Below are 13,901 nucleotides of genomic sequence, written 5' to 3' on the forward strand. Positions count from 1 at the left end.
CGCTTTTTTAAGCGGCCTTTTTCCATAAAAGGACCAAATTTTTTTCCTTTACATACTATAAGACGGGAGGTTTTATTATGCTTTTTGTTAAATCGGATAATAACGTAAAAATTGCAGTAGAAGATTTGAGCTGCAAATCTAAAAGAGCAATCGTAATGGTACATGGTTGGCCGCTGAATAACAAAATATATGAATATCAAAAAAATCTCTTGGTGGAGCAAGGATGGCGGGTAGTTACTCTTGACTTGCGGGGATTTGGCAAATCAGATGCCCCTACCTGGGGATATTCTTATAACCAGATGGCTACCGACTTATATCACGTAGTCAGCCGTTTAAATTTAAGCAATTTTGTCTTGGCAGGCTTTTCTATGGGCGGAGCTATCGTGTTAAGGTACATGGGACTCTATAACGGCTATGGCGTAAGCAAACTGATACTACTGGCCGCAGCCGCGCCCAGTTTCACAAAGCGCTGTGATTTTCCTTATGGAAATTCCAAACAAGATATTGATCAGCTGATCTGTCAAATAAAAAGCGACCGGCCAAAATTTGCCGCTGACTTTACTCAAAAGCTTTTTGTCAGTCCAAAAAGTCCACAGGTATTGGATTGGCTGAAAGAGATTAGTCTTGCGGCCTCCCCTATTGCTACGATACAAACCGCCATCGCTTTGCGGGAGGAAGACGGCCGGGAAGATTTAAAAAAAGTTTGCGTCCCTACTGCTATTTTTCATGGAATGAAGGATATGATCGTTCCTTTTGAATTAGGTCTGATACAGCATAAGGAAATTGAGAACTCGTTGCTTTATGCCTTTGAAAACAGCGGCCATGGAATTTTCTATGATGAGCTGGAAAGTTTCAACCAATATTTTCTATCCTTCCTGGAAAAATAATTCCTATGGTCTTGGGCAGTCTAATCCTGAGGTGATTTTATGTCTGAAAACGATTATGCCCAGCTTACCAATGAAGCGGTAATTATCATTAAGGAAGCGGAAACAAAAATTAAAGCTCAAACTGGCAGCGACGTGGTGTTGGTGGCCTATCCAAAAAATGGTTCTCAAAATTGAATGAGCACAAACCTCATTGCCAGCATATACTGGGTTAATCCACATGTAAGGAGGGCATACCATGCTGGCTGACACTCCAACCAACATCAACAGCGTTATTTTAGGGCTGGTTGTGATTTTACTGGCCGCCTCCATTATCCCGCTAGTATTTATTAACAGCCCCAATGCCGGCGATATTTTGGTAGCTCGAGCCGATGATGAACATACTGATTAAAAAAAGCGTCCCGCCTTTTGTAAAAGGCGGGACGTTTTTTTAATTCATCTTACAGCAGAGAACGATATAAGGCGGCGATTTCTTCTACGCTGGTATCTCTCGGATTTCCCGGACGGCAAGCGTCTGCATAGGCGGATTCTGAAAGGAACTGCACATCCTTTTCTTTTACGATCTCTTTAAGATCTTCTGGAATCCCCACATCCTTGGACAACTGTTTTACAGCGTCAACCGCAGCTTTACGGTATTGTTCTTGGGACATATTTTCCGTATCTTTTACGCCCATAGCTGCAGCGATATATTTATACTTATCCCCTGTAGCCGGAGCATTATATTCCATTACGGTAGGCAGCAGAATTGCATTGGCAACGCCATGGGGAGTATCATACAGCGCACCCAAAGGATGAGCCATAGAATGAACGATACCCAAGCCTACATTAGAGAAGCCCATGCCCGCTACATACTGGCCAAGAGCCATCCCTTCCCGGCCTTCGGGGGTATTGTCTACTGCGCCCCGCAAAGATCTGGCAATAATTTCAATGGCTTTCAGATGGAACATATCGGAAAGCTCCCAGGCGCCTTTCGTAATATAGCCTTCAATAGCGTGAGTTAACGCGTCCATCCCCGTGGAGGCGGTAAGACCTTTCGGCATGCTGGCCATCATTTCCGGATCGATAATCGCCACTACCGGGATATCATGGGGATCAACACACACAAATTTACGATTTTTCTCCACATCAGTAATTACATAGTTGATGGTAACTTCCGCCGCAGTACCTGCGGTCGTAGGGACCGCAATGATGGGAACGCTTGGTTTTTGGGTCACCACCGCGCCTTCCAGGCTGCGCACATCTTCATGCTGCGGATTGTTGATGATAATACCAATCGCTTTAGCGGTATCCATGGAGGAACCCCCGCCCACAGCAATAATATAATCCGCCCCAGATTTTTTATACGCCTGTACGCCGGTCTGTACGTTTTCAATCGTGGGGTTGGGTTTGATATTGGAATAAACCTCATAGTTCAGAGCAGCCCCATCAAGCACATCCGTCACCTTTTTTGTAACGTTGAATTTAATGAGGTCTGGATCGGAACAGATAAACGCCTTGTGCAAGCCCCTATTTTTCACCTCTGTGGCGATCTCCTTCACTGCCCCGGCGCCATGATACGACGTCTCATTTAAAACGAACCGATTTGCCATGTTTTCCACTCCTTACTTGATAATTTTAGTCCTTTGATAAAATTATAACAACATTCCACACAGAATTGCAAGTGACAACTTGCTCTGAGTGTAACATCATCCAATAAATTAGGCCTCTGCCTGTGGACGCAAATCGGACAGCAGTTCCCCAAGCCTCGGAGGTAATGCCTCCACCAACAATCCGGCAATCTCTTCCGGAGCTAGTTTCATCCCTCCAGTGGCCCATTCCACCGTCATATAAATCGACCCCCGGCAGTACATCCGAAGCAAAAACGCAATCTCTTCCTCCAATGGTCCGCCTGTCTTTTTTTTAATAATCTCAGTATAAAATTCCAAAATACATTCGTAGTCGTAAGCAAAAAGGGAGTTGTAATCATCCGAACGGAAAGCTTCCGAAAAAAATCCCCGTTCCGCCTTGATAAAATTAAACTTTTTAATCAGCCCTTCCCGCAGAGTATAGCTGACACCCATCTGTTTAAAAGACTTTTGGGCCAATTTATCAAAATACCAATTCACCAGGTCATATTTATCTTTAAAATTTCGGTAAAAGGTCTGGCGGGTGGTATGCGCCTGCGATACGATCTCTTTTACCGTAATTTTGTCCAGCGGTGTGGTTTCCATCAATCCTTTGATGGATTCCGCCAGACGGTATTTTATCTTTTCTCCGGCCTGCACAAAGCACCCCTCCTTTTTTCTATCCTTAGTTCTATTCTACCACAGCTTGATAGGCAAGAGAAACACAAAAATAAAATTTTCTTGACAGAAACTATCCCGAATGCTATGATGTACCCGTAATTTAACAAGTTTGGAGCTGAAAAGATGCGCAATTTTACCTGCAAGTAGAAATACGGATAAGACGAAAAAATAAGAGCACGGCTTTCTTTTGTCGTGATTTTGTTTTGGACGTCGGCAGGAAAGTTGTGTTTTTATAAGCTTTAGATGGATAGCGGAGGGGGTTTTTAAGGCGTCCTCTGTGCTTTTTAAGCTGTGGGAAAACTAACTTTCCCGCGGCCTTTTTTATTTTCACGGAGGTGATGCCATATGGCTTTAATCGATGTAGCCAACTTGAGCTTTTGTTATGACAAAAGCTACGATAACATATTTGAAAACGTCTCTTTCCAGCTGGATACCGATTGGAAACTGGGATTTATAGGCCGTAACGGCCGGGGAAAGACCACCTTTTTACACCTATTGTTGGGAAAATGGGAGTATCAGGGGAAAATTTCCGCCCCTACCCTATTTGACTATTTTCCCTACCCAGTACCGGATGTTTCCCTTCCTGTGATAGAAATATTGGAAGAAATTGCCGATTTTCAGCTTTGGGAGCTGATACGGGAGCTGAATTTATTAAACGTGGACGAGGAGGTTCTCTATCGTCCCTATTTCACCTTAAGTCAGGGGGAGCAAACGAAAGTCCTTTTGGCCGCCCTCTTTTTAAACCCTGGTCATTTTCTTCTTATTGATGAACCGACCAACCATCTGGATATGCAGGCAAGGGAAGTTGTGGCAAACTATTTAAAAGGAAAAAAAGGATTTATCCTAGTTTCCCATGACCGATGGTTTCTGGATCAGTGTATCGACCATGTATTGTCTATCAACAAAACCAATATCGAGGTCCAGAAGGGCAATTTCTCCACCTGGGAACAGAACAAGGCGTTCCAGGATCATTTTGAATTAGCGGAAAATCAGCGGCTGAAAAAGGATATCCGCCGTTTGGAAGAATCGGCCAAGCGCACTTCTCGCTGGTCGGATCAGGTGGAAAAAACAAAAATCGGTTCCCGCAATTCCGGTCTGCGCCCGGACCGGGGCTTTATCGGCCACAAGGCGGCCAAAATGATGAAGCGCTCTAAGGCGGCTCAGCTCCGCAAAGAAAAAGCGGCAGAAGAAAAACAACAGCTTCTGCACAATATTGACTCCGCCGACAGTCTGGCGATCAATCCGCTTATCCATCACGCTAAACGGCTGGTAGATATTTCTGATCTTGCCGTGACGTACGGGGAATATCCCGTGTGTCAGGGGGTGAGTTTTTGTATAAATCCAGGGGACCGGATCGCATTATGCGGTAAAAACGGAAGTGGAAAATCCAGTATTCTCAAACTGCTCTGTAAAGACAATATCTCTTATACAGGAGTAGTCACCTTGGCAAGCGGGCTTGTCGTGTCAACGGTATCTCAGGATACCTCTTTCCTGTCAGGGGATCTCAGCGCCTTTGCTAAAGAAAATCGACTGGATGAAAGCCTGTTCAAGGCGATATTGCGCAAATTGGATTTCCCGCGAATACAATTTGAAAAAAAGATGGAAGATTTCAGCGGCGGCCAAAAGAAAAAAGTTTTGATTGCCAAAAGCCTGTGCCAGCAGGCCCATTTGTATCTCTGGGACGAACCGCTGAATTTTATTGACGTGCTCTCCCGTATTCAGATAGAAGATTTGATTTTGCGCCATCGTCCTACCATGCTGTTTGTGGAGCATGACCGAACATTTGTGGATAAAGTGGCTACGAAAAAAATACAGCTTGAATAAAAAACAGGCCCGCGCGGGCCTGTTTTTTATTTCGCAGTTTTTTGACCACATATCCGAAAGCTTTGCCCCTTTTGTGATCCGTTTTCAATAGGTTAAGTTCCTCCAGACTAACCGCTTCTTTCGCCGACTCTCACAATAAAGATCATCTCTTCTGATAGATGTTGGAAATTTCAGTTTCCCCGGCAGCGAAAATTTAAAGATATCCAACAAGCTTTCTTTTATTGTACCTATACTTTTCGATATCGGACCTTGTACCTTTAGCACGCCGGAGTATTAAGATTTCATTAATTTTACTTTATAAATTCTTTATGATATAATAAAATATCTCAAGTTTCTGACAAAAAGGGTTGATATCATGGATTTCCATGGTATCATGTTAAAAAGAGCAAATATGTGCCGATACGGATAAAATCAAGGCTTGTCGCAGAGAAACTCTCATCTGGCATAACCTGATCTATTTAAATCGTTCCGCCGTTATTGAAAATATTCTTTTCGGCGCTGCTAGGCTGGATTTTGCCGGCTGTTATGTAAGCGGTTTCTTTTTGGCTGATTTGTGCTAGATATTGGAGCTTCCCAGGCCATGTGACTCCCGTGGCTCTGCCGTCTATTGAGAATAGCGGTAAGGGCGCCGCCTCCGACAAGTGGTTACGCCGCCGATATAGGAACAGTATTAATTCTATCCCACAGAGATTGTCATTTTCCGACCTATTTTCCCAAAGCATTTTTTCTTAAGGGGGGTATTTTGAATGAAAGCATTAATTGTGGACGATGAACATCATGTAATTGACGCTATACGTCTTCTGGTTCCTTGGGAGGAATTGGGGATTAATCAAGTGCTTACTGCCAACAGTGTGGCGCAGGCAAAAAAATGTCTTCAGGAACAAAAACCCGAAATCGCTATTGCCGATATTATTATTAATAGTCAAACTGGTTTAGAGTTTATGGATTATATCTCTGCTAATAAATATGCTACAAAGGTAATCGCGGTCTCTGGTCACAGCGATTTCGATTTTGTTCGCACCATGCTCCTGAAAGGCAGTGTGGATTATTTATTAAAGCCGCTGGAAAGGGATAGGTTGATCTCGGCGGTAAAAAAAGCGGTGGACGCCTGGAATTTGGAACATCAGAAAGCGCTGCGGGACAAGGATCTCCAGCTTCAAATCGATACTCTTTCTTTACAGCATCAGCGGTTCCTCTTTCCCAAACTTCTGGCAGAGGATACTTTTGAATCCGCCTACGCGGAGCTTTCCCGTTTAAATTTCAACTTTGCCGACGCCAAAGAATGTCTTGTACTCTACTTTGATCTGTTTTTTTATCCTACTCACTCTCCAGAATTTTCTGAAGCACTGCACACGTTGATGGATCATATCCGAATAGATTTGGAAAACAACGCTTTGGGTTCCTTTTTTTATAAACCGCAGGATCCCAATGGAGTGCTTATTTTAATTTATCGGGAGTTTGAAACCGCTTTTAAGATGATATACGACAACTTAAAAAAGATGCACGAGGAAACTTCTTTTCCTCTGTATCTCGGACAAAGCCAGCGAAAATCTTTTCCCGACCAGCTTAAAGAAGCCTGTCAAGAAGCGGAGCTTGCTTTTGGGGAAGCGGACTGTTCTAGTAAAAGCGGGCGTATCCTTTCTTACCAGCCAGAATTTGGTTTGTTGGAACTCAGTTCTATTTTACCTTTGGAAAACAAGATGTTTTCCGCACTTCTGATCGGAGAAAAAAATGGCATCAAAGATTCTGTAGCGGAATGGATAGGCGAAGTTCTTCCTAAAAAGGAAATTCCCTTTTATCTCATTAAAAATACCTATTTTTATTTTCGCCGGTTATATGAGGAGTGGGTATCCTATTTTTCAAAAAGATATCTTCATTTTGCTCATGAAGAATCCCTTCCCTTCTCATATCCGCTTGTATTGGATGAGGACAACCGATTTTCAAAGGAGCGCATGTGTGAACTATTGGCGGAAGAGCTGTACCACCTCAGTGATGAAATTCACAGCGCCAACCATTCAGAAAATGTGATTTATGAGGTTGCTGATTATCTGGAGGTAAATTACAAGCAAAAATTTAATCAGGCAGAATATTCCGCTCTGTTCCACATCAGCAAAGAATATCTCAGCAGAAAATTCAAAGAGACTTTTGGCATGGGAATGGTAAGTTATCTCAATGAGATCCGTATCAAAAAAGCTCAGGAACTGATTGTGGAAACCAACCACCGCATCCGGGATATTTCCTTTGAAGTGGGGTATGACGATGAAAAATACTTTACCAAGCTGTTTAAAAAGATGACCTCCATGACTCCCAGCGAATATCGTATTTACATCGCCTCCAAAGAACCCCCGGAAAAATCCTCCGAAACCTAAAGAAAAAAAGAGGCCCCAAGGGCCTCTTTTCTCTTTTATGCCGCTTTATAACTGCTTTTCCAAATCACGAAGATAGTGGAGCCCCCGCAAGGCGGCAGTTCGTCCATCCGGCACCTGAAAACATTCGATTACACTGGCGCCGGTATAATTTACCGTGTCCAACGCTTTTATTATCCCTTTGAAGTCGATATGCCCCCAACCAGGATAATTTCGGTTGTTGTCCGCCAGATGCAGATGCCCCAGTTTCTCCCCACATTTAAGAATGGCCGCTTCCATATCCGGTTCCGTAATATTCATATGAAAGGTATCCAGGTGTACCAATATATGATCGCTGCCGATCCGGTCGATCCAGTCCAACACTTCTTCACAGCTGTTGACATAGTTGGTCTCATACAAATCAATAGCTTCCACGGCCAGATAGGAAGATGAGGTATACATAATGACAGTTGGGATTGTAGGTCTTGGCATGATGGGCCTTAGCATCGCTGCCAACCTTTTGAACAAGGGGTATGACGTTATCGGTTATGACATCAACCCAGCCCGTTCCAAGCTGCTTACGGAAAAAGGCGGACAGGGCTTGGAGCATTGCGCCCAGGTAGGAAGCCGGGCGGATGCGGTTATTTTAATGGTATTTAACGCCCAGCAGATGGAAGATGTATTGTTTGGCAGCGGAAAGCTGGCGGATACTTTAAAACCCGGCAGCGTGGTAGTGGTAACCGCATCCGTCGGGAAGGACGTATGCGAACAGGCGGCGCCCAGGCTCGCCGCTCAGGGGATTGATTTTATCGACGCTCCTCTGATGGCATCCTGTGAGAGCGCCCTGTCCGGGGATATGCATATAATCCTCGGCGCCAAAAAATCCGTCTTGGAAAAATGGCGTTCCCTGCTGGATGACATGAGCGAAGAGCTTTATTTTATGGGCGAACTCCCCGGTCAGGGGCAGATGGCGAAAACCTGCCTGCAAACCTTCTTCAGTTTCACGTTTGAGCAAGCGTCTGAAGTTATGGCCTTAGGGGAAAAATGTCATATCGATATGGAGGAGCTGTACCGCCTGCTGGACAACAGTCCGGCAAGCAGCGTTTTGTTCCAAATTGCCGCCCAGAATATTAAAACCCGTACGTTTACCGGAACAAACAATCCCCTGTCTATTCTGGATAAGGATATGAAACTATCCCTGTGTCTGGGAAAAGAGCTGGATGTTAAAATGCCTGGATCCGCGGGCATCTCCGCCGCCTTCTCCGAAGCGATGGACAAATATCCGGCCGAAGATATTTGGGCTACTGTAAAAGTGGCGGAAAACTAAGATATTTTCTTCTTAAATTTAAATAGGACGGGGAGAAAACCAATAAGTTTTCTCCCCGTCCTATTTATGTACCCAAAATAAGGTTTTATTTCTTTGTATATTCTCGAATCGCGTCTGCCACATAGCCATGGTCCTCATGGGACTGCATCCCGCTCAGCGCAATAACCCCCACTATCCCCATACCATTGATTTTAATGGGAAATGCACCGCCCGCAGGGACAACATCCTGCCGGCTGAGCTGGAACTCTTCGTACAAATCGTAGCCGCCCGCCTTGGCTTCCAGCGCTACCCGATGGCTGCTTTTGTAAAAATGGTTAACCGTATTTTCTTTTTTTCGAAGCCAGCTGTCATTATCCGGAGTACAGCCATCCATTGAGGCGTAAAATACATTGCGCCGATAAAGGGAAATGCCTACAGTGATTTTCTTTCCCTCTTTTTCAGCTCGGGCAATAAGCGCTCCGCCGATAGCGAAGGCGTCCTTAGCGGTAAAGCTGTCAAATACCAGCTCCTCTTCCTCCCGAATGACATGTTCCAGCTGCTGTTTTATCGTATTATTTTCCATTTTCTACGGCCTCCTTTACACATTCTGAAAGCACAGTATATGCCGCAGGAAGATCCTGTTTCATGTTAGGAGCATGGGCTTCCACGCTGATACGTCCCCGGTATCCGTGTTCTACCATCTGCCGGATGATATTTTCATACTGCTTTTTATTAGCTTCAATGGGGTATACCCTTCCCTCGATTTCCGCAAAATGTACATGGACAACCCAATCCTTGCAGATATCCAGCAAATATTGAAAATCATCCCCCTGCTTAGCCATATGGAACAAATCTACCATTAATTTCAAGTTGTCCATTTTCATCGGCCGGATAATTTCCAGCGCCTGTTTGAGCGTATTGACGCAGCCGTGTTCCGCTTCCCAGATCGGCTCAATAGCAAGTGTCAGCCCTTCTTCGGCCGCTGCGACAGAAAATTTTTGCAGGAAGTTGGTATATTGAGCGATCCCCTCTTCTTCCCAACTGAAGTCCGCTGGAGCCATATCCCGAATCGGTCCGCACATAGTAATAATTTCCACACCCATGGCCTTGGCCAAGGCGACCGCACGCTGGATATAGGCGTCAATGACCTTTTCTTCCCGCTGGGGTCCGATAATTTTCAGCCCCATAGGAAAGGAGTTGTTGAATACTTCCACCGGCAGCTTCGCATCCTGAAACTTTTTCAGATAATCCGCAAATTCCTGATCCGACAGGGGATAAATTCTTGCGAGAGATACCTCCGCATAATCAAACCCGCTGTCCTTTACCAAATCAATCGCGCCGACCCCCAGCCGATCCTGGTCATTTGCCAGCAGGAGCAGACAGCACCCTAAACTTAGCATAATTAAAACTCCTTCCGTGTACCCAATTTTGTTGTTGCTATTATAAATCTTTTCACTAATATTGTCAATTTATGATGTGAAAATAATCAATTTATTTGTCATTTTCCTCATTTTACCGTATTTTAGACAAATATATTCGATATATTCTTGCTATTTTTATTAAATTATAGTACAATACCAATAGACAAAATGTATTTTTATCAAAAGGGGTTTTCATATTTGAAAGTTACTATTTCTGATATTGCGCAAACCAGCGGTGTGTCAACAGCAACGGTTTCCCGTGTTATTGCGGGTGCTCAAAATGTTAAACCTGCTACGGCCCAAAGAGTGTTGGATACTATGCGCAAATTGAATTATCAAGCCAAGCCCATAGAGGTCAGTCTTCCTTCCAACCTTTCCAAGTCCATCGCCATTGTGGTGGAGGGGATTGCCGATCCTACGTATGTAGAAATTATCGGCGGTATCCAAAAAACCCTGTCGAAAAAACAGTTTTTATCGATCATCTGTACCAGCGATGGAATCCCTGGGGAGAATTTTCTAAAATCCCTGGATGGTAATGTGGCGGGTATTATTTTCTTGTCTATTTTGGATAAAAGCGGCGATCTCCTTTCGGAAATTGCCGATACCAAAACCCCTTTGCTCGCAATCCATCGCTGTTCCAGCTGGTCTCAATCGTTTCCAAATTCTATTATTTCGGACGATTTTCAAAGCGTCTATAAAGCGGTACGGTACCTGGTGGAATTGGGGCACAAAGATATTATGTTTATCAATCTTCCTGAAGGCACCTCCGGCGCTTATGAGGGAAAGATGGGATATGAGAAAGCCATGGCCGACAGCTCCTTGCCGGTCAAGGACGCTTATATCATCGAAGGCAATACCAAACGTTGGACTGGGCGTTCTATCGGTCAGACCATCCTGACTTCCCATCCGGAGGTGACGGCGGTACTGTGCTCCAACGAGTCCCTTGCCTGGGGTGTTGCCGATTGTTTTGGCAGCGCTGGCCTTTCTATCCCGGACAATATCAGCCTGATGACTCTGGACATCTCTTCCAGTCAAATTCCAGGAAGAAAGCTGACTTCCTCCGGCTGCCGCCTTTCGGAGATGGCAGAGGTCGCCGCTCTTACGATCATGGATTTTGTTCATCAGAATGAGAACGGCGAATACAACGCCAGGACCGCTGTTAAACATAAATATATTCTTCCTTCCTATATTTTTAACGGCTCCACTACAGCCCCGCCTCCGGCAAAATAAAACGAATAAAAAAGCGGTATCTTTTCTTGCGGCTGTGATAAACGATTGAACTGAAACGGCGGGCCGTCTGCACTTTACTGCGAATATCTGCGGAGATGCAACAATAGCATCGACCGCTTGCTGACAAAGAATAAAACAGGTACGCAAGCCGATGCCGTTTCTCTGCGGCGCCGGCTTTTTGTACCCGCAAATTTTAAAACTACGAGTTGAGGTAGTATTTATGAACTGCGTTTATATCCTCGCGTGTGCTGACGGTACATTTTATACCGGTTGGACCAATGATTTGAAAAAACGAATAGAAGTCCATAATGCCGGGAAGGGCGCCAAATACACCCGATCCCGTCTGCCTGTGAAGCTGGTGTATTCCCAGATGTTTGACACCAAAGAGGACGCCATGCGCCGGGAAGCACAGATCAAGCGCCTTACCCGTACAGAAAAAATAATGCTGATCTCTGCACAAAAAAGTGATACTCATGAATGAACTGGGCAAACTAATTCCTGAGGTGATCGTATGCCGAAAAAAGGAATGGCGCGTCCGGAGTGGACGCATCCCCAGCCAAAAAACAGCGCCGCTCCCGTTCCTGAAATTCAAGGGAAGGCAAAGCACGGAAAATCCCATGTCCGCCCAATCATTGCCGGCACTAGTTCTCCAAATCAGAAAGTGTATCATGAACTCAAAGGCGATGGTTCCGTAGGAAACCCTAATCCTTGATAAAAACCGTCCGGTTTCCACCGGGCGGTTTTTATCAGCAGAATACACCTCGAAAATAAGGCTATATTCAAGCAAGACCAGTCTGCCCTGCACAGATTTACAAACGCCAATAAATTTACTCCTTCTAAAAAAGAAGCTGATAGATAAATCATTCCTGCGTAAAATTTATTTTCCATAGAAAAGGCTGCCGTATCCCTTTTAGGATACAAGCAGCCTTTCTCTGTTTTTTATAAAACAAGACTAATAGATGGAAAGGCAACCCAAATACAGCGCCGGGTGTGAACATCCCTCCCATTGACAAATTGTTTTCTGTGAGCTATACTGACTTTGAATTTAATAAGAAAACAGGTTATGGAAGCCGGGTGAAAGTCCCGCACAAGGCCGTTGCTGTGTTTTGCTGGTGAAGCGGCGGATGCCACTGGAAGAATTTCTGGGAAGGCGCCGAATCACACATTCCCAAGGGGGATGAAGCAATAAGTCAGAATACTTGCCTGTTTTTCTGCCGCACTTTGAGCGGCGCGTGCAAGCCCTGCGGACACCGGGGTCATTGGACATAGTGGAGACATACCGTCCCTTCTTTTTGGGTATGTCCTGTTATTATGTTTAAAATGAACGTCTGCAACCTGTTTGCAGACGTTTTTTATTTTAAAATAAGAAAGGTGACTAAAAATGAAAAAGAATACGAAAAAACTTCTTGCTCTGCTGTTGGCTTTGTCTTTGTCTCTTTTGGCGATGGCAGGCTGTTCCAACACTTCTCAGCCCGCCCCCGACGCTTCTAATGAGAGCGGGGCCGCCGATGTTTCTGACTCCGCGCTGGAAAGCCAAGACCCCTCTTCTGCGGATAGCTCCTCTGATACTGGAAAGAAGGTCCTGCTGGTAGTCAGCTTTGGAACCAGTTATAACGACAACCGGGATCTGTCTATTGGAAGCATCGAAAATGCCCTGCAGACGGCTTATCCGGAATATGAAGTCCGGCGCGCTTTTACAAGCCAGATCATCATTGACAAACTCAAAGAGAGGGACGGTTTGGAGATCGACAATGTAACCCAGGCAATGGACCGCTTGGTAGCCGACGGCATCAAAGAGGTAATTATCCAGCCTACTCACGTTATGAATGGCTATGAATATGACGATGTAATTGCTGAGGTTACCCCTTACGAGGACAAGTTTGATAGTTTTAAGGTTGGTGATCCTCTTCTGATTTCCGACGACGATTATAAAGAAGTAGTTTCCATCCTCACTGAACAAACCAAAGAATATAATGTGCCAGAAACAGCCATAGTATTTATGGGTCATGGTACAGAGCATGAAGCCAACGCTACCTATGCAAAACTGCAGCAGTTTCTGATTGACGGCGGCTATAATAATTATTTCATTGGAACCGTAGAGGCGACCCCTTCTCTGGAGGACGTTTTGGCTCTTGTAAAAGATTCCGGGGCGCAAAAAGTGGTTCTTCTCCCGCTGATGATTGTTGCCGGCGATCACGCCAACAACGATATGGCAGGCGATGAGGAAGATTCTTGGAAGAGTGTTTTTGAAAAAGAAGGCTTTGAAGTACAATGCGTTTTGGAAGGCCTAGGCCAATACGCTGGCATCCAAAATATGTTTGTACAGCATGTGGAAAAATTAATGGCAGAGTAAAATAGGCGGGCCTTTAGATTGTCTCCCCCAAAATTTAAATGTCTTATTTTGCGGACGAGGAAACGCTGGAACCGAAACAAAAAGGTTTTGGCGTTTTTCTCTTTCCATATCTCCGTTTGTGAAAGACTGCTGGATGGTAGCCGCATTGCTATATTTTTCAAGATAAAGTATAATTATAAATAAAAAATCTCATAACTTGAAGCGTTTCTCTCTTTGCTCCGCACTCTGCGGCGCATAGGGGGAAAGGTACATA

General features: G+C 44.7%; 15 protein-coding genes and 1 riboswitch. Of the genes, 10 read left to right on the forward strand and 5 right to left on the reverse strand.

The annotated features are described in order from the left end of the window. Window positions 1-77 precede the first annotated feature (77 nt). The 3 genes from H8705_RS10975 to H8705_RS10985 all read left to right on the forward strand — a co-directional run bounded on the left by H8705_RS10975 (window position 78) and on the right by H8705_RS10985 (window position 1,275). Window positions 78-887: an alpha/beta fold hydrolase gene (locus H8705_RS10975; protein ID WP_262395828.1), complete on the forward strand. Its 810-nt coding sequence runs from the start codon at window positions 78-80 to the stop codon at window positions 885-887. 39 nt (window positions 888-926) lie between these two features. Beyond that, on the forward strand, window positions 927-1,061 hold the full coding sequence (locus H8705_RS10980) for a hypothetical protein (protein ID WP_262395829.1): 135 nt from the start codon (window positions 927-929) through the stop codon (window positions 1,059-1,061). 61 nt (window positions 1,062-1,122) lie between these two features. Next, on the forward strand, window positions 1,123-1,275 hold the full coding sequence (locus H8705_RS10985; protein WP_262395830.1) for a hypothetical protein: 153 nt from the start codon (window positions 1,123-1,125) through the stop codon (window positions 1,273-1,275). A gap of 49 nt (window positions 1,276-1,324) precedes the next feature. On the opposite strand, the gene fucO is transcribed toward H8705_RS10985, so the two are convergent. Together fucO and H8705_RS10995 are read right to left on the reverse strand one after the other, a co-directional pair. After that, the gene (gene fucO / locus H8705_RS10990; RefSeq protein ID WP_262395831.1) at window positions 1,325-2,473 is read right to left on the reverse strand and encodes a lactaldehyde reductase; all 1,149 of its coding nucleotides are present in this window, start codon (window positions 2,471-2,473) and stop codon (window positions 1,325-1,327) included. A gap of 108 nt (window positions 2,474-2,581) precedes the next feature. Continuing rightward, entirely contained in the window at window positions 2,582-3,148 is a 567-nt protein-coding gene (locus H8705_RS10995; protein ID WP_392392087.1) for a TetR/AcrR family transcriptional regulator C-terminal domain-containing protein, read from the reverse strand. Between the two features lie 366 nt (window positions 3,149-3,514). Between H8705_RS10995 and abc-f the strand changes: the two genes are divergently transcribed. Together abc-f and H8705_RS11005 are read left to right on the forward strand one after the other, a co-directional pair. Next, window positions 3,515-4,993 carry a ribosomal protection-like ABC-F family protein gene (gene abc-f / locus H8705_RS11000; RefSeq protein WP_262395832.1) on the forward strand — a complete coding sequence of 493 codons (1,479 nt, stop codon included), beginning with the start codon at window positions 3,515-3,517 and terminating at the stop codon, window positions 4,991-4,993. Between the two features lie 746 nt (window positions 4,994-5,739). After that, on the forward strand, window positions 5,740-7,362 hold the full coding sequence (locus H8705_RS11005; protein ID WP_262395834.1) for a helix-turn-helix domain-containing protein: 1,623 nt from the start codon (window positions 5,740-5,742) through the stop codon (window positions 7,360-7,362). A 45-nt stretch (window positions 7,363-7,407) separates the two neighbouring features. Here the strand turns inward: H8705_RS11005 and H8705_RS11010 are convergent, their stop codons facing one another. After that, complete coding sequence (locus H8705_RS11010) at window positions 7,408-7,830, reverse strand: sugar phosphate isomerase/epimerase family protein (protein ID WP_262395835.1); 423 nt, start codon at window positions 7,828-7,830, stop codon at window positions 7,408-7,410. Between H8705_RS11010 and H8705_RS11015 the strand changes: the two genes are divergently transcribed. Continuing rightward, the gene (locus tag H8705_RS11015) at window positions 7,802-8,665 is read left to right on the forward strand and encodes an NAD(P)-dependent oxidoreductase (protein ID WP_262395837.1); all 864 of its coding nucleotides are present in this window, start codon (window positions 7,802-7,804) and stop codon (window positions 8,663-8,665) included. The genes H8705_RS11010 and H8705_RS11015 overlap by 29 nt on opposite strands. Before the next feature lie 85 nt (window positions 8,666-8,750). On the opposite strand, the gene H8705_RS11020 is transcribed toward H8705_RS11015, so the two are convergent. Beyond that, window positions 8,751-9,227, reverse strand: a complete 477-nt coding sequence (locus H8705_RS11020; RefSeq protein ID WP_262395838.1) for a heme-degrading domain-containing protein — start codon at window positions 9,225-9,227, stop codon at window positions 8,751-8,753. Continuing rightward, window positions 9,217-10,044: a sugar phosphate isomerase/epimerase family protein gene (locus H8705_RS11025; RefSeq protein ID WP_262395839.1), complete on the reverse strand. Its 828-nt coding sequence runs from the start codon at window positions 10,042-10,044 to the stop codon at window positions 9,217-9,219. Before H8705_RS11025 ends, H8705_RS11020 begins: the two co-directional genes overlap by 11 nt. Window positions 10,045-10,263: 219 nt before the next feature. On the opposite strand from H8705_RS11025, the gene H8705_RS11030 reads away from it, so the two are divergent. From H8705_RS11030 to H8705_RS11045, 4 genes are all read left to right on the forward strand, one after another. Next, a complete protein-coding gene (locus H8705_RS11030; RefSeq protein WP_262395840.1) occupies window positions 10,264-11,295 on the forward strand; it encodes a LacI family DNA-binding transcriptional regulator in 1,032 nt (343 codons plus the stop codon). A gap of 220 nt (window positions 11,296-11,515) precedes the next feature. Beyond that, window positions 11,516-11,776 (forward strand): GIY-YIG nuclease family protein, encoded by a 261-nt coding sequence (locus tag H8705_RS11035; protein WP_262395841.1) that lies wholly within the window; start codon window positions 11,516-11,518, stop codon window positions 11,774-11,776. A gap of 30 nt (window positions 11,777-11,806) precedes the next feature. After that, a complete protein-coding gene (locus tag H8705_RS11040) occupies window positions 11,807-12,007 on the forward strand; it encodes a hypothetical protein (protein WP_262395843.1) in 201 nt (66 codons plus the stop codon). Between the two features lie 329 nt (window positions 12,008-12,336). Further along, window positions 12,337-12,516: riboswitch (cobalamin riboswitch) on the forward strand. Window positions 12,517-12,676: 160 nt separating this feature from the next. Next, window positions 12,677-13,648, forward strand: coding sequence for a sirohydrochlorin cobaltochelatase (locus H8705_RS11045; protein ID WP_262395844.1), 972 nt, complete (start codon window positions 12,677-12,679; stop codon window positions 13,646-13,648). Window positions 13,649-13,901: the final 253 nt, after the last annotated feature.

The sequence above is a fragment of the Youxingia wuxianensis genome (assembly GCF_014385085.1).
In the GTDB taxonomy this organism is placed as follows: Bacteria; Bacillota; Clostridia; order Oscillospirales; family Ruminococcaceae; genus Youxingia; species Youxingia wuxianensis.